We start from the raw sequence: 19,189 nt of genomic DNA, 5'->3' as shown, positions 1-19,189 counted from the left end.
GACGCCGCTGTGGGCGGGTCCGGGTGCCTGGCCCTGGCCCTGCCCCGGTGCGCTCTGGTAGGGCGGCCCGGGTGCGCGTCGCCCCCCCTCCTGGCCCGCCCGTGGGTCCCAGGCGGGACCGCCCGGGACTCCCGGGCCGCCCGGCCCGCCCCGACCACCCGGGACTCCCGGGCCGCCGGGGCCGTTCGGGCCTCCTGGGCCGCCGCCGGCTGAGGGGCCGCGCCCGGCCGCCGGAGCATCGGCGGGGTCGGCGACGAGGGCGCCGATGACCGGGACTCCCCGCTCGGCCAGCCGGCGGGCGGCGCGCGTCACCTCGCGGGAGGAGGTGCCGGGCACGGCGACCACCAGGACGGCACCGGCCAGGCCGCGCATCTCCTCGCCGCTGACGGTGTCGAGGCCGGTCAGCCGTTTGACGTCGGCGCCGGTGCGCAGACCCGTGTCGAGGCGGTCGCGCAGCCAGGAGACCCCGACCCCGGAGAGCAGGCCGGCCATGAGCCCGCTGCCGAGGCAGAGCGGCGGGCTGGGAGCGCTGGGGCCGGTGGGCGGCACCGCCTCGCTGATCACCGACCCGGGGGTGACGGCCACGGTCTTGAGCGCGTCGTATCTGAGCGCGAGGGTGGACGCCTGGCGTCTGAGGACGTTCTGCCGCTGGAGGGCGAGGACCCGCTCGGGGCTGCCCCGCCGCAGGCCGGGGATCTCGGCCGCCGCCTTGGCCAGGCCCGCGTTGACCTGCCTGAGCTTGGCGAGCACGGCCTTGAGCTGTGCCTGCAGCGCCTGGGTGGCGGCCTCGCCGCGGTGGGCCAGGTAGGCGTGCGCGTAGGCGCTCGCCCCGGCGGCGGCGGCCTCGGGGCCGGCGGCGGTGTAGGAGATCTCCAGGACCGAGCTGTTGGGCGGCACGGAGACCTCGACGGGGCCGGGGGTGCCCTTGAGCGTCCGCCCGGCTCTGGCGGCGACCACGGAGGACCGGGCGACCTGCGCCTCGGTGTCGAGGTTGAGGGCTTCGCGCTGCCGGTTGGTGACCTGGTTGGTCTGCTCCCCGAGCCCCGTCGCGGTCACCAGGACCTGGGCGGAGGCGGTGTAGGAGCGCGGGGTGACCAGCAGCAGAGCGGCGCCGCAACCGGTCCCGGCGATGAGGAGCGAGAGTGCGATCGGCCACCGGCGGCGCAGCAGTGACGCGTAGTCCGCCAGGTCTCCGCCGGCGTGGCGAACAGGGCGGTCGTCCGGTGACGGGCTCATGCTTCGGCGGTCTCTCTCCGGCGGAACGGACGCCGCGGGCGGGTGGAACTGGCTGGGACCCTTGGAACTATAGGTCGGCTTTCCTTTTCCACGGACCAATACGCAAGATTTTCTTCACGCTTTCCCCGCTGATCACGAGAAAATAACTCTCGTTTATCCGATATTTCCCCCAGGTCGATCCGGGTCCCCGCAACGGGCGGGCAAAGTCCGCGACGCGGCACGTCCAAAGGGTGGAAAGGTGTCTTCCCGAGACGGCGGTAAATGGTCAAGCGCAGCATCTGTGAGGAACCGTTGCATCGGACAAATGCCTCTATAGACATATTCCCGCGAAAGGTCAGGATTGGCGGATCGGGTCTCGTCCTGGCGGTGGGATTGGGGTCCCTCGCCCTGAGCGTCCCGGGGCTGAGCGGTTGCGGCCAGGCCTCCGGGGCGGCGGACGATCCGGTCGCCGAGCCCCGCCCCGGCATCTCGGCCGGGCCTTCCGCCGGTCCCCCGGCCGGGGCTCCGACCGGCCCCTCGGCAGGAGCGGCGGCGGACGGCGAGGGCCGTGACCGGACGGTTCCGGGTGGCCGGGACGTCTCCGGCGGGGCGGCCGGGAACGACCCCGGGGGCCCGGCGGCGCGGGAGCCCGCCTCGGAGGCCGGCGGGCTCACCCAGGTCCGTCCCCCGGAGGCCGCCTGCGAGGTCTCCGACAAACTCGTCCCCGCGTGCGGTGCCTGGTGGGGGGTCGCGCCGGAGATCTTCACCGGCAGGCGCCCCGCGCGGGCCCTGGAGCGGGCCGAGAGGCGCATGGGCCGCCCGGCCGACATCGTGCACGTCTACCACCGGGGTGACGAGCTCTTCCCCACCCCCGAGGAGCGGGCCGTCGCCCGCGATCCGGACGGCCGCAGGCTCCTGCTGGTCAACTGGAAGCCGTCCGTGGAGCACACCTGGGCGCAGATCGCCCGGGGCGAGCTGGACCAGCGGATCGACCGGCTGGCCCGTCACGTCGTGAAGCACTTCCCCGAGAGGTTCTTCCTGACGATCCACCACGAGCCGGAGAACGACGTGCGGACCGCCCCGCGCTCGGGCATGACCGCCGCCGACTACGCGGCGATGTACCGGCACGTGGTACGCCGCCTGCGGCAGCGGGGGGTCGAGAACGCGGTCACCGTGATGACGTACATGGGCGCGCCCAACTGGGCGGCCAGACCCTGGTTCGAGAAGCTCTACCCGGGCGACGACGTGGTCGACTGGGTGGCGATGGACCCCTACGTCGACGACCGGGTCCGCAGCTTCGACGGGCTGGTCAACAAGATCCGCTCCGACACCCCGGACTGGCCGGGGTTCTACCGCTGGATGCAGCGGCGCTTCCCCGGCAAGCCGGTCATGATCGCCGAGTGGGGCGTCTTCGAGCGATACGACCACCCCCGGTTCAAGGAGTCCTTCTTCACCTCGGTTCGCCGGGAACTCCCCGACTACCCGCAGATCAAGGCGCTGGTCTACTTCGACTCGCCCCGCGCGCCCCGCGGTGACACCCGTTTCGACACCACGCCCGGCGGGCGGCAGGCCTTCACCGAGCTCGCCCGCGACCCCCACCTGCGCCCGGCGGCCGTCCCGGCCGGCTGACCACCGGGCCCGGCGGCCGCTCCCGCGGCCCGATCGCCGGAGCGGCCACCGCCGGTCCACCCGCTCCGGGGCCGTTCCGTCCCCGGAGCGGTCCGTCATCGGGCCCGATCGTCCTGACACGGGCGCACCGCCGCCCGGTCCGGCACACCGGCCGGCCCGGGGGCGGGCGTGCCGTCAGCGCACCCAGCCGCCCCGGACCAGCGGGTCGAGGACCTGGCGCACCGCGCGCTCCACGCTGACGCCGGTGGTGTCGATCTCCAGGTCGGCGTCCTCCGGCTCCTCGTAGGGGTCGGAGACGCCGGTGAAGGCGGGGATGAGCCCCGCCCGGGCCTTGGCGTACAGCCCCTTGCGGTCGCGGCGCTCGCACTCCTGCAGGGGCGTGGAGACGTGCACCAGCAGGAAGTCGGCGCCGACGGCCTCGACCATCGCGCGGACCTCGTCGCGGGTGGCGGCGTAGGGCGCGATGGGCGCGCAGATCGCCAGCCCGCCGTGCCTGGCCACTTCGGCGGCGACGAACCCGATCCGGCGGATGTTGAGGTCGCGGTCTTCCTTGGAGAAGGTCAGCCCCGCGGAGAGCAGCCGCCGGACCACGTCGCCGTCGAGGTAGGTCACCGTGCGGCTGCCGCGCTCCAGCAGCGCGTCGTGCAGCCCGCGGGCGATCGTGGACTTGCCGGACCCGGACAGCCCGGTGAAGAAGACCACCAGCCCCCGCCGGTGCGGGGGCCCGGGCAGGGTCACGGGCTCGGGTCCCGCCAGATGCTCCGTCGCGCCGTAGGCCTCGGCCACGCGCTCGCGCAGCTCCAGGTCGACGGCCTGCTCCCGGGGGGCCAGCGGCACCACCGCCAGGAGCGTGCCCTCCGGCAGCCGGTCGCGGGCCTTGAGCGCGGCGCGGACCACCGCGGGGCCGCCCTCGCCGAACGCCAGGGGGAGCAGCAGGATCGTCGCCTCCAGCTCCTCCGCGGTCGCCACGATCTCGCCGAGGTCGTCCAGCGGCCCGCGCATGGTGACCGCCAGGACTTCCCGCCCGTCACCCAGCTCCTTGCGCACCTCGGCCGGCGTGCGGCGCAGCCGCGCGAAGGGCCCGTGCTCGGGGGTGTCCAGGCCCTCGACCGGGCCTGAGACGAGGCCGTCCTCGCGCCCGGTGACGGTCAGCACGGCCAGCGCGGCGCCCTCCGGGTCGCGCAGCGTGATCCGGTCGCCGGGGGCGGCCGGGTGGTCGTCCGGCAGGGTGAGGGTGACCGGCGCGGGCCAGCGCGTGCCGTCGGCGAGCACGCCGTGCCGGTCGACGGAGTGCGCGTCGGCCGAGCTCATGAAGCCCGTCAGCGGCCTGAAGGCGCCGGACAGCAGCAGCTCCAGGTCGGCGAGTTCGCGGGCGTCGGGGGTCCACTCGAAAGGCGCCGTCATCTGCTCCACAATCCCGATTGTCGGACTTCCTGGCCGCGCCCGCTCAGGCCGGACCCCTCCGGCCCGGAGAAACCTCAGATCAACCGGGCGAAGTGGCTCTGGGGCTTGCGGATCACCATGGTTATCTCGTCGTGAGAGGCGGGCCGGCGTCCCCTGGACAGGGTCTCCACCGTCGAGCAGGCGGCGCGGGCAAGCTTACCCAGAGGTCCCCGGAGCGCGGGCCCGCTGACGCCGAAGACGTCTTCGGTCACTATCAGCCCGCGTACCAGGCAGAAGGAGTGCATGCCCTCGCGTGAGGCGACCTGCTCGTAGACGGCGGGCAGCGGGCCCACGGCGCCGGGCGGGGCGAACCGGGGCCACAGCGCCCGCCGCAGCGCCGCGGGCATCAGCCGATCGCACGTCCCGTACGCGGAGGCGCGGTCGCGCATCCGCACCAGCAGCAGGCCGCCGGGGCGCAGGCCGGTGAGCAGCCGGTCGAGCACCAGCTCGGGGTGCTCGATCCGCTCCAGCAGGAACGACACGTAGACGACGTCGAACGCGCGCGGCGGCACGGGCACGGAGCGCAGGTCGCCCAGCGCCCACGAGTCCAGGTCGTCCCGGGTGGACGTGCGCGCCCGCAGCGCCGGGTGGTCTTCGTCGATCCCGATGACCCGGGTCTGCATCTGCGACAGGTCCAGCGGCTCGGGCCAGCCGCACCCCGCGACCAGGATGTCGAGCCGCCGGCCGAGCTGGCCGGCCCACTGCTCCCGGATCCGCCGACTTAACAGGTCGTCTCGGTCGACGACCGACCTCACCTCTGCCATGTCACAGAGAGTAGTAAACTACGCACGATTCGTCACCCCCTACGAGGGATGGTCCCAAGCCAAGTAGCCTTGGTCGAGTACCCCCCGTGTCCTCGCGGCCGGGGGCCTGTCGTGTTGCCGTCGTGAGGCTGTGGGCGATTCTGATGAGCCTTTCCGGTCTTCTTGACCTTGTCGCTGGTGAGCCGAGGCTGGCCTCCGTGCTGCGGGACGTCCGCGAGGGCGACCCGTCCGATGTGGCGCTCGTCGCGCCGCCGGCGCTGCGGCCCTTCGCGGTGGCCGCGCTGGCCAGGGAGGGCACCCGGGACGCACCCGGGACGGTGCTCGCGGTGACCGCGACCGGGCGCGAGGCGGAAGACCTCGCCGCGGCGCTCACCAGCCTCCTGGACGAGAGCACCGTCGCCGTCTTCCCCGCCTGGGAGACGCTGCCGCACGAGCGCCTGTCGCCGCGCAGCGACACCGTCGGCCAGCGTCTGGCCGTGCTGCGCAGGCTGGCCCACCCGGTGGAGGGGGACGTCGCCGCGGGCCCGTTGCACGTGATCGTCGCGCCGGTCAGGGCGCTGCTCCAGCCGATCGTGCGGGGCCTGGGCGACCTGCGCCCGGTGCGGCTGCGGGCCGGGGACGAGGCCGACCTCGACGAGGTCGTCCACAGCCTCGTGGAGAACGGCTACCACCGGGTCGACATGGTGGAGAAGCGCGGCGAGGTCGCCGTCAGGGGCGGTCTGCTCGACGTCTTCCCCCCCACCGAGGAGCACCCGCTGCGGCTGGAGTTCTGGGGCGACACCGTGGAGGAGATCCGCTGGTTCAAGGTCGCCGACCAGCGCTCGCTCGAAGTCGCCGAGGGCGGCCTGTTCGCCGCCCCCTGCCGTGAGCTGCTGCTGACCGACGAGGTCAGGCGTGGGGCGCGCGAGCTCGCCGAGCGCCATCCGTCACTGGCCGAGATCCTCCAGCAGTTGGCCGACGGCATCCCGATGGAGGGCATGGAGGCGTTCGCGCCGGTGCTCGCGGGGGAGATGGACCTGCTGATCGACCACCTGCCGGAGCACGCCGCGGTCTTCGTGTGCGATCCGGAGCGGATCCGCGGGCGCGCCGACGAGCTGGTGCGGACCAGCCAGGAGTTCCTGGAGGCGTCCTGGATCAACGCGGCGTCCGGTGGGGAGGCGCCGATCGACCTGGGGGCGGCGGCGTTCCGCACCCTGGAGGAGATCCGCGACCACGCGCGCGAGCTCGGCCAGCCCTGGTGGTCGATCGCGCCGTTCGGCGGCGGTGACCCGGCCGGCGACCTCGGCGACCCTGGTGACCTCGGCGGTCTCGGCGGTCTCGGCGGTCTCGGCGGGGCCCCGGACGCCGGCGGCCCGGGCGGCGATCCCGGCGGCGCGATCGTCCTGGGGGCGCGTGAGGCGGAGGCCTACCGCGGCGACACCCAGCGGGCGCTGGCCGACATCAAGGGCTGGCTGGACGGAGGCAAGGTCGTCGTCCTGCTCAGCGAGGGCCACGGCCCCGCCGAGCGCATGGTCGAGTTGCTCAAGGGCGTCGACCTGCCCGCGCGGCTGGTGCCGGGCCTGGACCGGGCCCCCGACCCGAAGGTCGTCCACGTCACCACCGGCCTGGTCGAGCACGGCTTCGTCACCCCGACCCTGGCCGTGCTGACCCATCTCGACCTGGTCGGTCAGAAGGCGTCCACGAAGGATATGCGGCGCCTGCCGTCCCGGCGCCGCAACATGGTCGACCCGCTCCAGCTCAAGGTCGGCGACCACGTGGTGCACGAGCAGCACGGCGTGGGCCGCTACGTCGAGATGGTGCAGCGGACCGTGCAGGGCGCCACCCGCGAGTACCTGGTGATCGAGTACGCCAAGGGCGACCGGCTCTACGTGCCCACCGACCAGCTCGACGAGGTCACCCGCTACGTCGGCGGCGAGTCGCCCACGCTGAACCGGATGGGCGGCGCCGACTGGGCCAAGGCCAAGAGCAGGGCGAAGAAGGCCGTCAAGGAGATCGCCGGCGAGCTCATCCGCCTCTACTCCGCGCGCATGGCCTCCCCCGGGCACCCCTTCGGGCCCGACACCCCCTGGCAGCGGGAGATGGAGGACGCCTTCCCGTACGCCGAGACGGCCGACCAGCTGGAGGCCATCGACGAGGTCAAGCGCGACATGGAGCGCCCGGTCCCGATGGACCGGCTGATCTGCGGCGACGTCGGCTACGGCAAGACCGAGATCGCGGTGCGGGCGGCCTTCAAGGCCGTGCAGGACGGCAAGCAGGTCGCGGTCCTGGTGCCGACCACGCTGCTGGTCCAGCAGCACCTGTCGACCTTCGCCGAGCGTTTCTCCGGGTTCCCGCTGAACGTCAGGCCGCTCTCGCGGTTCCAGACCGACGCCGAGGTGAAGGCGACCGTCGAGGGCCTGCGCGACGGCTCGGTCGACGTGGTGATCGGCACGCACCGGCTCTTCTCGCCGGAGATCAGGTTCAAGGACCTCGGCCTGATCATCATCGACGAGGAGCAGCGGTTCGGCGTCGAGCACAAGGAGGCCATGAAGCATCTGCGGACGCAGGTGGACGTGCTCGCCATGTCCGCCACACCCATCCCGCGCACGCTGGAGATGGGCCTCACCGGCATCCGGGAGATGTCGACGATCCTGACCCCGCCGGAGGAGCGGCACCCGATCCTCACCTTCGTCGGCCCGTACGACGAGAAGCAGATCGGCGCCGCGATCCGGCGCGAGCTGATGCGCGACGGGCAGGTCTTCTTCGTCCACAACCGCGTCGCCAGCATCAACAGGGTCGCCGCCACGCTGCGCGAGCTGGTGCCCGAGGCCAGGATCGCCGTCGCGCACGGCCAGATGCAGGAGCACCAGCTCGAAAAGATCATGGTGGGCTTCTGGGAGCGCGAGTACGACGTGCTCGTCTCCACCACGATCGTCGAGTCGGGCCTGGACGTGCCCAACGCCAACACCCTGATCGTCGACCGGGCCGACAACTACGGCCTGTCCCAGCTCCACCAGTTGCGCGGCCGGGTCGGCCGGGGCCGCGAGCGCGGCTACGCCTACTTCCTGTACCCGCCGGAGAAGCCGCTCACCGAGACCGCCCACGAGCGCCTGGCCACCATCTCCCAGCACACCGAGATGGGCGCGGGCATGTACGTGGCGATGAAGGACCTGGAGATCCGCGGCGCGGGCAACATCCTGGGCGCCGAGCAGTCGGGCTTCATCGCGGGCGTCGGCTTCGACCTGTACGTGCGCATGATGGCCGAGGCCGTGCAGGAGCAGAAGGCCAAGCTCTCGGGCACCTATCAGGAGGAGGAGCGGCCCGAGGTCAAGGTCGAGCTCCCGATCAACGCCCACATCCCGCACGACTACGTGACCTCCGAGCGGCTGCGCCTGGAGGCCTACAAGCGGATCGCCGCGATCGGCTCCGACTCCGACATCGGCGCGGTGCGCGACGAGCTCACCGACCGCTACGGCCGCCCGCCCCAGGAGGTCGAGAACCTCCTCGAGGTCGCCCGGTTCCGCATCCGCGCCCGCAAGGCCGGGCTCACCGATGTCACCCTCCAGGGGCAGAACGTACGGTTCGCGCCGGTGGAGCTGAAAGACTCCCAGCAGGTCAGGCTCCAACGGCTGTACCCGAAGGCGCTGCTGAAGCAGGCGGCCGGTACGTTGCTGGTGCCCGCCCCCAAGACCAGGCCCCTGGGCGGTCAGCCGCTGCGCGACCTGGATCTGCTCAAGTGGTGTGGCGATCTCGTCGAGGCCATGTTCCTCGAGGGCGTGCAGGTAAAGTAAGCGGCGTTTGTCGTGAAGGGAACGCATGTGAAGTCGACTCGAGTGCGCGTCATCCTGGCGGTCGCCGCCGCGGGAGTCGCGCTGACCGCCTGCTCTCCGAACCAGGCCGGTGCCGCCGCCGTCGTGGGCGGGGAGCGGATCTCCACCAGCGAGCTGGACAGGAACGTGCGGGAGTACGAGGCCGCGCTGGCGAAGATCAATGCCTCGCCCTCGCAGCTGCAGTTCCAGGACAGCGTCCCGCAGCTCGTGCTCTACCAGCTCGCCCTCTCCAAGCAGCGCGCCAAGGCCGCGGAGAGCAAGGGCGTGACGGTCACCGAGGCGGAGGTCGACCAGGCGATCGCGGGCGTGGGCGGCCAGGCCCAGCTTGAGCAGCAGCTCCTTCAGCAGGCCGTGGCGCCCTCGTACGGGCGTGACTTCGTCAAGTCCAGCATCATGATCACCAAGCTCGCCGCCAAGTACGGCGGCGGCAACGACGAGGCCGCCCTCCAGCGTGGCGAGCAGCAGGCGCTCAAGGACCTGCAGGCCGTGAAGATCGTCTGGAACCCGCGGTACGGCGTGATCAACGAGCGGCGCAGCCAGGAGCAGCCGAGTGTCTTCGTCGACAGCGGCCGCTTCGGCAAGCTCCCCGCCGTCGCCCAGGCGCAGTAGCAGCAGAGCTTCGGGGCCATGCCGCTGATCGTCGTCACCACCTCGCCCCGGGTCGCCCCGGGGCTGCTCAGCCGCCGCGCCTGGCAGGTCCTGGAGGAGGGCCCGGTCCGCACCGGCTCCGCCGGGCACCCGCTCCTGCCCTACCTCGCCGAGGCCGGTGTCGAGGTCGAGGTCGTCACGCCGGATCCCGCCGCGCTGGTCCGCGAGGCCCGCGCGGCGACCGTCGTGTGGCTGGAGGCCGACGAGGAGCTGATGCGCTCCATCGGCTACGCCGCGGTGGCGCTCGACGACCCGCCGGTGATCGAGGTCGTGCCGGGCTCCTACGACCTGCCCGGGGCGCGGCTGCTCGACCTGGTCTCGGTGATGGACCGGCTCCGGGTCAACTGCCCGTGGGACGCCCGGCAGACCCACGAGTCGCTGGCGCCCTACCTCATCGAAGAGGCATACGAGGTGCTGGAGACCATCGAGGAGGGCGACCACGCGGCGCTCCGCGAGGAACTCGGCGACCTGCTGCTACAGATCGTCTTCCACGCGCGGGTCGCCCGTGACCGGGCCGACGGGTTCGACGTCGACGACGTGGCGGACGGGATCGTCGCCAAGCTCGTCCGCCGCCATCCGCATGTCTTCGCCGACACCGAGGTCGAGGGCGCGGACGAGGTCAGCGCCAACTGGGAGACCATCAAGGCGGCCGAGCGCGCCGCCAAGAACGGCGGCGACTCCGGCTCCGCCGTCGACGGCGTCCCGATGGGGCAGCCCGCGCTCTCCCTGGCCGCCCAGCTCCTGCGCCGCGCCGAGCGCGCCGGAGCCTCCGCCGACCTGCCCGAGGACGTCCCGGCCGACGGTATCGGCGCCCGGCTCTTCGAGCTCGTCCGCCGGGCGCACGAGGCCGGTCTCGACCCCGAGGCCGAGCTGCGCGCCGTCGCCCGCGCCTACCGCGACCGGGTCCGGGACCGGCGGGTCTGACCGTCGCGCCGCGGGACCGGCTCCCGATCGCGTCCGGCCCCTGCCCGACCGGTCGCCGTCGCCTTCCGGAGGCGTGCCCGTCGCCGTACCGGCAAGTAGTCCTCGATAGGCTTCTGAGGCAAACTGTCCTGCGACTTTAGGAGCGCTTCGTGGCTTCCATCGAGGGTGTCACCGCCCGCGAGATCCTTGACTCCCGGGGCAACCCGACGGTCGAGGTCGAGATCCTCCTGGACGACGGCAGCCAGGGTCGCGCCGCGGTTCCCAGCGGTGCGTCCACCGGCCAGTTCGAGGCCGTCGAGCTGCGCGACGGTGACCGGCGCTACGGCGGCAAGGGCGTGGAGAAGGCCGTCCTCGGGGTGACCGACGAGATCGCCGAGGAGATCATCGGGTTCGACGCCGCCGAGCAGCGCAGCATCGACCAGGTCATGATCGATCTGGACGCCACGCCCAACAAGGGGCGTCTGGGCGCCAACGCCATCCTGGGTGTCTCGCTGGCCGTGGCCAAGGCCGCCGCGCAGAGCGCGGAGCTGCCGCTCTTCCGCTACCTCGGCGGGCCCAACGCGCACGTGCTGCCCGTGCCGATGATGAACATCCTGAACGGTGGCGCGCACGCCGACACCAACGTCGACATCCAGGAGTTCATGATCGCCCCGATCGGGGCGGAGACGTTCCGTGAGGCCGTGCGGATGGGCACCGAGGTGTACCACGCCCTGAAGTCGGTGCTGAAGGAGAAGGGCTACGCCACCGGCCTCGGCGACGAGGGCGGTTTCGCACCGAACCTGCCCTCCAACCGCGACGCGCTGGACCTCATCCTGGTCGCCATCGAGAAGGCCGGCTACGTGCCCGGTGACGACGTCGCGCTGGCCCTCGACGTGGCCGCCTCCGAGTTCCACAAGGACGGCGTCTACACCATCGACGGCAAGGGCCTGTCCGCCACCGAGCTGATCGCCTTCTACGAGGACCTGGTCGCGAACTACCCGCTCGTCTCCATCGAGGACCCGCTGGACGAGAGCGACTGGGAGGGCTGGCACGCGATCACCGAGGCGCTCGGCGACAAGGTCCAGCTCGTCGGCGACGACCTGTTCGTGACCAACCCCGAGCGCCTGGCCCGCGGCATCGCCGAGGGCACCGCCAACGCGCTGCTGGTCAAGGTCAACCAGATCGGCACCCTCACCGAGACCCTCGACGCCGTGGACCTGGCGCACCGCAGCGGCTACCGCTGCATGATGAGCCACCGCTCCGGCGAGACCGAGGACACCACGATCGCCGACCTCGCCGTGGCCACCAACTGCGGCCAGATCAAGACCGGCGCCCCGGCCCGCTCCGACCGCGTGGCCAAGTACAACCAGCTGCTCCGCATCGAGGAGGAGCTGGACGACGCGGCCCGTTACGCGGGTCGCTCGGCTTTCCCGCGCTTCCGCCGGTAGCTCGTCACGCGGGTCGCGCGGTCTTCCCGCGCCCGCGGCGGTAGTTTCGTCTCGCGGCTTGCGTCCGATTCCGGGCGTAAGCCGCACCGCGGGTGAACACGGTCGCGCACCGCCGGGAGACCGCGGGTGAATCCGCCGTCCGCCGGTGTCGGGGCCGCCGTACCGGGCACGGAGGACGGCACCGCCGGAGTGTGGACGGGGAGGGGCGCATGGCGAAACGGCCGCAGCTGACAGGACGGGCCGCGGTCCTCGCGGTCGTGGTGTGCGCGATCGCGATGAGCCTGGCCTATCCGATCAGGGAGTACATCGCCCAGCGTCGCCAGATCGCCCAGCTGGAGCAGGAGAAGGCCAGGGAGCAGGCGGCGATCAAGGCTCTGGACGACCGCCTCAAGCAGTTGCAGGACCCCGGCTACATCAAGCGCCAGGCCAGGGAGCGGCTGTACTACTGCGACCCCGGGCAGAAGTGCTACGTGGTCATGGGCAAGTCGCCCGCGCCGGCCAAGGGCGCCGCCGGGGCCCCGAAGAAGGCCGCCGCGAGGCCGCCGTGGTACGAGACGCTGTGGAACTCGGTCAAGGCCGCCGACAGCGGTACGGGCCAGAAGGCGGCCAAGGCCGCCGGATGACGCCGATACCCTGGATGTCGTCTTTCAGGGGGTGTCACGAATGGTGGATGATCGCGATGTGGCGGCGGTGGGGCGGCAGCTCGGCCGGACGCCGCGAGGCCTGCGCGCGGTGGCGCACCGCTGTCCGTGCGGGCTGCCCGACGTCGTAGAGACCTCTCCGAGGCTGCCCGACGGATCGCCCTTCCCCACGACCTTCTACCTGACCTGCCCGAAGGCCGCCTCGGCCATCGGCAGGCTCGAAACGTCGGGGACGATGCGCGAGATGCAGGCCAGGCTCGCCCATGACCCGGAGCTGGCCGCGGCCTACCGGGCCGCCCACGACGACTACATCGCGCGCCGCGACAAGGCCGCCGCGGAAGAGGGTCTGGAGCCGCTCCCGCGTGACATGCAGAGCGCCGGGGGCATGCCCACCCGGGTCAAGTGCCTGCACGCCCTGGTCGGCCACGAGCTCGCGGTGCCCGGGAGCAATCCCTTCGGCCGCGAGGCGCTCGACGCGATCGGCGAGTGGTGGGCCGCCGGCCCGTGCTGCCCGGCCGGGGAGCAGGAAGACCCGTTCCAGCCCGCGAGTGCCGAATCCCCGAAGGAGACCCCGTGATCCGCGTCGCCGCGATCGACTGTGGCACCAACTCCGTCCGCCTGCTCATCGCCGACATCGGCCACGACAGGCTGACCGACGTCGAGCGGCGGATGGAGATCGTCCGCCTGGGCCAGGGGGTCGACAAGACCGGCAGGCTGGCCCCCGAGGCGCTGGAGCGCACGTTCGCCGCGATGCGCGGCTACGCCGAGCTCGTCGAGCGGCACGGGGCCGGGGCGATCCGCGTGGTGGCCACCAGCGCGACGCGCGACGCCACCAACCGGCAGGAGTTCGTGGACGGCGTCCGCGGGATCTTCGGGGTGGAGCCGGAGGTGGTCACGGGGGACGAGGAGGCCGAACTGTCGTTCACCGGAGCCACCCACGACCTGGTCCACTTCTCGTTCGAGACCGGTCTGCCGACCCCCGAGGGCACCCGCCCGCCGTACCTCGTGGTCGACATCGGTGGCGGCTCGACCGAGTTCGTGCTCGGCATGACGCACGCCGAGGCCGGCATCTCGGTCGACATCGGGTGCGTCCGGCTGACCGAGCGCCACCTCCGTGACGCGGGCGACCCGCCGTCGGCCGAGGCGATCGAGGCGGTGACCGCCGACATCGACGACGCGCTCGACCGTGTCGCCGCCGAGGTGCCGGTGGAGCGGGCGCTGACCCTGGTCGGGCTGGCCGGCTCCGTCACCACCGTCGCGGGAATAGCGCTTGGCCTGCCGGAATACGACCCGAAGAAAATCCACCACGCGCGAATCACGGCACACGATGTTCATGAAATCGCCCAGCGCCTGCTGGGAATGACCGGCGCGCAACGGGCCGCCATTCCCGTCATGCACCCGGGCCGGGCCGACGTCATCGGGACGGGCGCGCTCATTCTGGACCGCGTCATGGCGAGGTACGGATTCGGTGAGGTGGTCGTCAGCGAGCGTGACATTCTCGATGGCATCGCCTGGTCCGCCGCAAAGTCGTAACGAGATCTAGACAATGGTCGTATTACGCGGTATTGAGCATCGTTCGCGTTCTATGGTTAGGTAAAGGAGCTTTAGCGAGGCTTTGCCGTGGGGCCCGGCACAGCTGGTGTCGGGGCGGCAACCGTCTCCTGGGGCGCTTTTATGCTTCCAACCCGAACGGAGCAACCCCTCATGAAATCCGGACTAGCACGAAAGCTAGCCGCGGCGGGAGCCAGCGCGGCCATGCTGGCGACGATGGCGACAGGGTTACTGGCCACGCCCGCGGCGGCGGCCGGCGGCTCGGGCGCGGCGCCGGCCTCCGCCGCCGCCAAGCCGAGGCCCGCGGTCTCGGCCGGCACGCCCAAGGCGTCCCCCTCGAACTACAAGGGTGACTGCCCCGTCAACGTGACCTTCTCCTCGAAGATCAAGGTGAAGGCCGTCAAGGGCAAGACCACGGTCGCCTACCGGTGGCTGCGCGGCGACGGATCGAAGAGCAAGGTGAAGACCTTCACCTTCCGCGGCAAGGGTGTCAAGAGCTTCACCGTCAAGGAGAAGGCCACCTTCAAGGGTGACGTCAAGGGGTGGCAGGCCGTCCAGGTCCTCGCCCCGCGCGGCGCCACCTCCGGCAAGGGCCGCTTCTCGGTCTCCTGCGGCGGCGGCGGGCACGACGGCGGCCACGAGGTCGTCAACCCCGGCATCGGCGCCACCGTCTGGGTCGACGAGGGCAACTGCGAAGCCGCCCTGATCGGCCGCATCACCACCTCCAGCCCTCGCTGGGTGCACTACCGCTGGATCGTCAACGGTCACGTTGTCGACCGTGACGCCGTCCGTGTCAGCGACTCCCGCAAGGTCGTCCACGTGTTCAAGCCGCGCGACGACTTCAGGGGCTGGGCCGCTCTGGAGATCGTCGACCCGGTCGAGAACTCCTCCAACCGCGCCTACTTCAAGATCCGGTGCAAGGACGACTCGCCGAAGGTCTGGGCGTCGGTCGACGCCCCGTCCGCCTACGAGGGCACCTGCCCGGTCACGCGCACCTTCACCGGCACGATCAGCGCCTCGCACGGCCGCGGTCACGTGAAGTACCGCTGGGTCCGCGACGGTGTCCCGGGTGACTGGCAGAGCGTCTACTTCAGCGGCCACGGCCCGCAGCGCCAGACCGTGAGCGACTCCTGGAACGCCTCGGCGTCCGGGACCGCGAAGCGCGCGATCGACCTGTACCACGGCCCGACCACCGGCACCGTCGAGGGCAAGGTCACGTGCAAGCCCGCTGAGTCCTCGACCCCGACCCCGACTCCCACCCCGACGCAGACGCAGACCCCCGCCCCGGCTGCCACCTCCACGGCGGCCTAGCGGAACCGAGGTCATGCGCCCGGCGCCCGGCGCCGGGTCGCATCGGACGTGAAACAGGCGGCGCCCGCATCCTGCGGGCGCCGTCTCTTGTTTTCCCGGTCCCGCTCCCGGGCGCCACCTCGCGCCTCCCGCCCTCCGCTTCCGGCCTCCACCTCTTGCTTCCCCCGCCCCGCTTCGAGGCGCGCGAACCGGGAGCGGTACGACCGCGGGGCTGCGCGACCGCAGGGCTGCGTGACCGTGGGGTGCGCGATCGTGGGGCTGTGCGTGCGACCGTGGGGCTGGGCGGTCCGCCACGTCGGGCACCATCGAGGCATGACCTACGTTCCTCCCGGATCCGGCTGGCCCGGCGACCCCGCCACGCCCGCCACGCCCGTCGCCCGCGACCCCGCCGAGGTGCGGGAACTGGCGGAGTCGAGCCGTACGCTCGCCGAACTCACCGCCGCGCAGTCGGTCTGCCGGGCCTGCCCGCGACTGGTGGAGTGGCGCGAGGAGGCCGCGACGGTCAAGCGGCGGGCCTTCGCCGCGGAGACCTACTGGGGGCGCCCCATCGCCGGGTGGGGCGAGGAGAAGCCGGAGGTCCTCATCGTCGGCCTGGCTCCGGCCGCGCACGGTGGCAACCGGACCGGGCGGATCTTCACCGGTGACCGGAGCGGCGACTGGCTGTTCGCCTCGCTGTACCGCACCGGCATGGCCGTGCAGGAGACCAGCGTCCGAGCCGGCGACGGCCAGCGCCTGGTCGGTGCGCGTATGGTGGCCGCCGTCCGGTGCGCCCCGCCGGCCAACAAGCCGGACCCGTCGGAGCGGGCCGCCTGCTTCCCGTGGCTGGCCCGGGAGATCGCGCTGGTCTCCGGGAGCCTGCGCGTGGTGGTCGCACTGGGGGGTTTCGCCTGGCAGGCGCTCTGGCCGGCGCTGAAGGACGCCGGGTACGCCCTGCCGAGGCCCCGGCCGCCGTTCGGGCACGGTGCCGAAGTGCCGCTGACCTCGCCGGACGGGAGGTCGGCGTATCTTCTCGGCTGCTATCACCCCAGCCAGCAGAACACTTTCACCGGCCGGGTGACCGCCGAGATGCTCGACACGCTCTTCAGCAGGGCAAACGTGCTCCGGGGCTTGTGAAATCGATCACAAAGAGAAGATCGTGCGGAATTCTTACGCGAAAGTGCATCGTTTCTAGCGGGTAGCGGAAATTTCGAGCAAGTTTCCCGACCCCCGGCTGGTGTGATCGGATGGTCGGACGTATGCTTGTGAAAGGTTTCACAAGCCTCGAACCTAAGGATGACGTCGTCGTGGATCGCAACTCCAAGCACATCGTGGTCGTCGGCGGAGGCTACGTCGGCCTCTACACCGTGCTGCGCCTGCAGCACACGCTCCGCAAGGAACTGCGCGATGGCACCGTGCGAATCACCGTCCTGACCCCCGAATCCCACATGACCTACCAGCCCTTCCTCCCCGAGGCCGCGGCGGGCAACCTCTCGCCCCGGCACGTGGTGGTCCCGCTCCGGCGGGTCCTGAAGAAGGCGACGATCCTCAACGGCAAGGTCACCAAGGTCAACCACGCTTCCAAGACCCTCGACTTCGCGCCCAACGTGGGTACCCCGCACGAGATCGAGTACGACATCGTGGTCATGGCCGCCGGCTCGATCTCCCGTACGCTCCCCATCCCCGGCCTGGCGGACGCCGCCATCGGCTTCAAGACGGTCGGTGAGGCGATCGCGCTGCGCAACCGTGTGCTGGCGCTCCTCGACCGCGCCGAGAGTGACGAGGACGAGGCCCTGCGCAAGCGCGCCCTCACCTTCGTGGTGGTCGGCGGTGGCTTCGCGGGCATCGAGGCGCTCGCCGAGCTGGAGGACATGGCGACCGACGCCATCCGCTACTACCGCAACATCAAGCGCGAGGACCTGCGCTGGGTCCTTGTCGAGGCCAGCGACCGCGTCCTCCCCGAGGTCGGTCCCGAGATGGGCAAGTGGACCGCCGAGCAGCTGCGCGAGCGTGGCATCGAGGTCAAGATGAACACCCGCCTGGAGTCGTGCGAGGGCGGTCTGGTCAAGCTCTCCGACGGCGAGGAGTTCGAGTCGGCCACCATCGTGTGGACCGCCGGCGTCAAGCCCAGCCCGGTCGTCAACGCGGGCGACCTGCCCCTGGACGAGCGCGGCCGGATCAAGACGACCACCCGCCTCACCGTGGCCGGCGTCAAGGACGCCTTCTCGGCCGGTGACGTGGCGGGGGTGCCCGACGTGACCAACCCGGGCCAGTACTGCGCGCCCAACGCCCAGCACGCCGTCCGGCAGGCCAAGGTGCTCGCCGACAACATCACCCGCCAGATCCACGGTAAGGAACTGGTCGATTACCGCCACAGGTATGTCGGATCGGTCGCCGGCCTGGGCCTCTACAAGGGCGTCGCCAACGTCTACGGGGTCAAGCTTCGCGGAATTCCTGCATGGTTCATGCACCGCACCTACCATTTGTCGCGGGTGCCTACCTTCAATCGCAAGGTCCGTGTGATGGCGGACTGGACTCTGGCGCTTTTCTTCAAGCGGGAGACCGTCTCGCTCGGAGAGATCGAGGCGCCGCGCGCGGAGTTCCGCGCCGCGGCGACGACCTGAGTCCCCGGCACCCCAGGTAGCAGTAGCTGGGGCCTCATCCGGACTTGTCGCTGATCTCCGCGCCCGTTCCCTGAGCCCCGGTCGGCCAGGGAGGGGTCCGCGGGTGGGGCGGTCAGCGGTGACGGTGCTGGGAACGGACCGGCCGGGCACGATCGCCGAGGTGACCTCGGCGATCGCCCGGTACGGGGCGAACATCGAGGATTCGGCGATGACGCTGCTCGGCGGCCACGTCGCGATGATGATGCTGGTCTCCGGCACCGTCCCACCCTCCTCGGCCTTCCCCGGCCTGGTCGTCACCACCACCGAGATCGGGTCCCGCCGCGAGCCCCGGCGCGGCGCCGACGAGGACCCCGCTGCGGATTCCCGGCCCGCCGGGCCCGCGGGCCTGTGCTATGTCCTCACCCTCCACGGGCCCGACCGTCCCGGCATCATCTCCGCGGTCGCCGGGGTGCTCGCCGCCGCGGGTGGTGAGATCACCGGTATGACCGGCCGCCTGTGCGGCACCCTCTACGTCCTGATCGCCGATGTCCGCCTGCGCGCCGAGGTGGACGTGGCCGGTCTCATGCGCGACCTGGCCGAGACGGGTGCCGGCCTGGGCTCGGGGATCACCTTCCGCCCCGCCGACCCGGACGTGCTGTGACGGCCTTCCGGCCGGCGCGCGGGACCGCGCTCGCGAGCGGCACGCCCCGCCCCCTGGTGGGCGCCCCCCACCCCCTCCTGACCTCCCGGGCGGATCCCGTCGATCCGGCGGATCCCCGCGTGGTCGCCGTCGCCGCCGATCTGCTGGCCACCATGCGCCACTCGCGTGGCTGCATGGGCCTGGCGGCCCCTCAGATAGGCGTGGGCTGGCGCCTGCTCTCGGTCGACGTCTCCCGCCATCCCCGGGCACGTTCGTGCGCCGGAGAGCTTGTCATGGCCAACCCGCGCCTCGTCGCGGCCTCCCGCTGGGAGCCCGCCCGCGAGGGTTGCGTGTCGGTCCCGGGTCTCGTGGGCGACGTCCCGCGCGCCACACGCATCACCGTCCGCGGTGAACACCCCGGTACCGGAGCCTCTCTCACCGTCCACGCCGACGCTTTCGAAGCCCGGTGCATCCAGCATCAGCTTGACCATCTCGACGGTGTGCTATTCCTTGACCGGGTCCCTGGAGCGTGGGCGGTCCGCCGATTGGAGAAGAGGGTGAAGAGAAGGATGGCGTGAACAGTTACGTATGCGTGTTCTGTTCCGTAT

The 19,189-nt window shown here is 71.8% G+C and carries 16 protein-coding genes; 13 read left to right on the top strand and 3 right to left on the bottom strand.

The window, feature by feature from the left end; all coding sequences use genetic code 11:
* A partial coding sequence (locus tag ABD841_RS10065; RefSeq protein WP_344970015.1) for a YveK family protein occupies positions 1-1,236 on the bottom strand: 1,236 nt, incomplete at its 3' end.
* Positions 1,237-1,602: 366 nt separating this feature from the next.
* Between ABD841_RS10065 and ABD841_RS10060 the strand changes: the two genes are divergently transcribed.
* Positions 1,603-2,844, top strand: a complete 1,242-nt coding sequence (locus ABD841_RS10060) for a glycoside hydrolase family 26 protein (RefSeq protein ID WP_344970014.1) — start codon at positions 1,603-1,605, stop codon at positions 2,842-2,844.
* Between the two features lie 174 nt (positions 2,845-3,018).
* On the opposite strand, the gene cysC is transcribed toward ABD841_RS10060, so the two are convergent.
* Together cysC and ABD841_RS10050 are read right to left on the bottom strand one after the other, a co-directional pair.
* Positions 3,019-4,248 (bottom strand): adenylyl-sulfate kinase, encoded by a 1,230-nt coding sequence (gene cysC / locus ABD841_RS10055; protein WP_344970012.1) that lies wholly within the window; start codon positions 4,246-4,248, stop codon positions 3,019-3,021.
* Between the two features lie 74 nt (positions 4,249-4,322).
* Positions 4,323-5,051, bottom strand: a complete 729-nt coding sequence (locus ABD841_RS10050; protein WP_344970010.1) for a class I SAM-dependent methyltransferase — start codon at positions 5,049-5,051, stop codon at positions 4,323-4,325.
* A 143-nt stretch (positions 5,052-5,194) separates the two neighbouring features.
* Here ABD841_RS10050 and mfd point away from each other — a divergent pair, with 143 nt between their 5' ends.
* The 12 genes from mfd (at position 5,195) to def (ending at position 19,159) form a co-directional block, all read left to right on the top strand.
* Positions 5,195-8,821 carry a transcription-repair coupling factor gene (gene mfd / locus ABD841_RS10045; RefSeq protein ID WP_344970009.1) on the top strand — a complete coding sequence of 1,209 codons (3,627 nt, stop codon included), beginning with the start codon at positions 5,195-5,197 and terminating at the stop codon, positions 8,819-8,821.
* A gap of 27 nt (positions 8,822-8,848) precedes the next feature.
* Positions 8,849-9,469 carry a SurA N-terminal domain-containing protein gene (locus tag ABD841_RS10040; protein WP_344970008.1) on the top strand — a complete coding sequence of 207 codons (621 nt, stop codon included), beginning with the start codon at positions 8,849-8,851 and terminating at the stop codon, positions 9,467-9,469.
* Positions 9,470-9,487: 18 nt separating this feature from the next.
* The gene (locus ABD841_RS10035; RefSeq protein ID WP_344970006.1) at positions 9,488-10,432 is read left to right on the top strand and encodes a nucleoside triphosphate pyrophosphohydrolase; all 945 of its coding nucleotides are present in this window, start codon (positions 9,488-9,490) and stop codon (positions 10,430-10,432) included.
* Between the two features lie 149 nt (positions 10,433-10,581).
* Positions 10,582-11,859 carry a phosphopyruvate hydratase gene (gene eno / locus ABD841_RS10030; protein ID WP_344970004.1) on the top strand — a complete coding sequence of 426 codons (1,278 nt, stop codon included), beginning with the start codon at positions 10,582-10,584 and terminating at the stop codon, positions 11,857-11,859.
* Between the two features lie 209 nt (positions 11,860-12,068).
* On the top strand, positions 12,069-12,482 hold the full coding sequence (locus ABD841_RS10025) for an FtsB family cell division protein (protein WP_344970003.1): 414 nt from the start codon (positions 12,069-12,071) through the stop codon (positions 12,480-12,482).
* Positions 12,483-12,522: 40 nt separating this feature from the next.
* Positions 12,523-13,077, top strand: a complete 555-nt coding sequence (locus ABD841_RS10020; RefSeq protein WP_344970001.1) for a DUF501 domain-containing protein — start codon at positions 12,523-12,525, stop codon at positions 13,075-13,077.
* Complete coding sequence (locus ABD841_RS10015) at positions 13,074-14,033, top strand: Ppx/GppA phosphatase family protein (protein ID WP_344970000.1); 960 nt, start codon at positions 13,074-13,076, stop codon at positions 14,031-14,033. Before ABD841_RS10020 ends, ABD841_RS10015 begins: the two co-directional genes overlap by 4 nt.
* Positions 14,034-14,267: 234 nt before the next feature.
* Positions 14,268-15,362: a hypothetical protein gene (locus ABD841_RS10010; protein WP_344969999.1), complete on the top strand. Its 1,095-nt coding sequence runs from the start codon at positions 14,268-14,270 to the stop codon at positions 15,360-15,362.
* 312 nt (positions 15,363-15,674) lie between these two features.
* A complete protein-coding gene (locus ABD841_RS10005; protein WP_344969998.1) occupies positions 15,675-16,475 on the top strand; it encodes a uracil-DNA glycosylase in 801 nt (266 codons plus the stop codon).
* Positions 16,476-16,645: 170 nt separating this feature from the next.
* Positions 16,646-17,962, top strand: a complete 1,317-nt coding sequence (locus tag ABD841_RS10000; protein ID WP_344969996.1) for an NAD(P)/FAD-dependent oxidoreductase — start codon at positions 16,646-16,648, stop codon at positions 17,960-17,962.
* 103 nt (positions 17,963-18,065) lie between these two features.
* Positions 18,066-18,602 carry a glycine cleavage system transcriptional repressor gene (locus ABD841_RS09995; protein WP_344969995.1) on the top strand — a complete coding sequence of 179 codons (537 nt, stop codon included), beginning with the start codon at positions 18,066-18,068 and terminating at the stop codon, positions 18,600-18,602.
* On the top strand, positions 18,599-19,159 hold the full coding sequence (gene def / locus ABD841_RS09990) for a peptide deformylase (RefSeq protein ID WP_344969994.1): 561 nt from the start codon (positions 18,599-18,601) through the stop codon (positions 19,157-19,159). The genes ABD841_RS09995 and def overlap by 4 nt, the downstream gene beginning before the upstream one ends.
* Positions 19,160-19,189: the final 30 nt, after the last annotated feature.

It is taken from the genome of Streptosporangium fragile (assembly GCF_039534445.1).
GTDB classification, from domain to species: domain Bacteria; phylum Actinomycetota; class Actinomycetes; order Streptosporangiales; family Streptosporangiaceae; genus Streptosporangium; species Streptosporangium fragile.
This window is presented reverse-complemented; position numbering and strand designations above follow the sequence as displayed.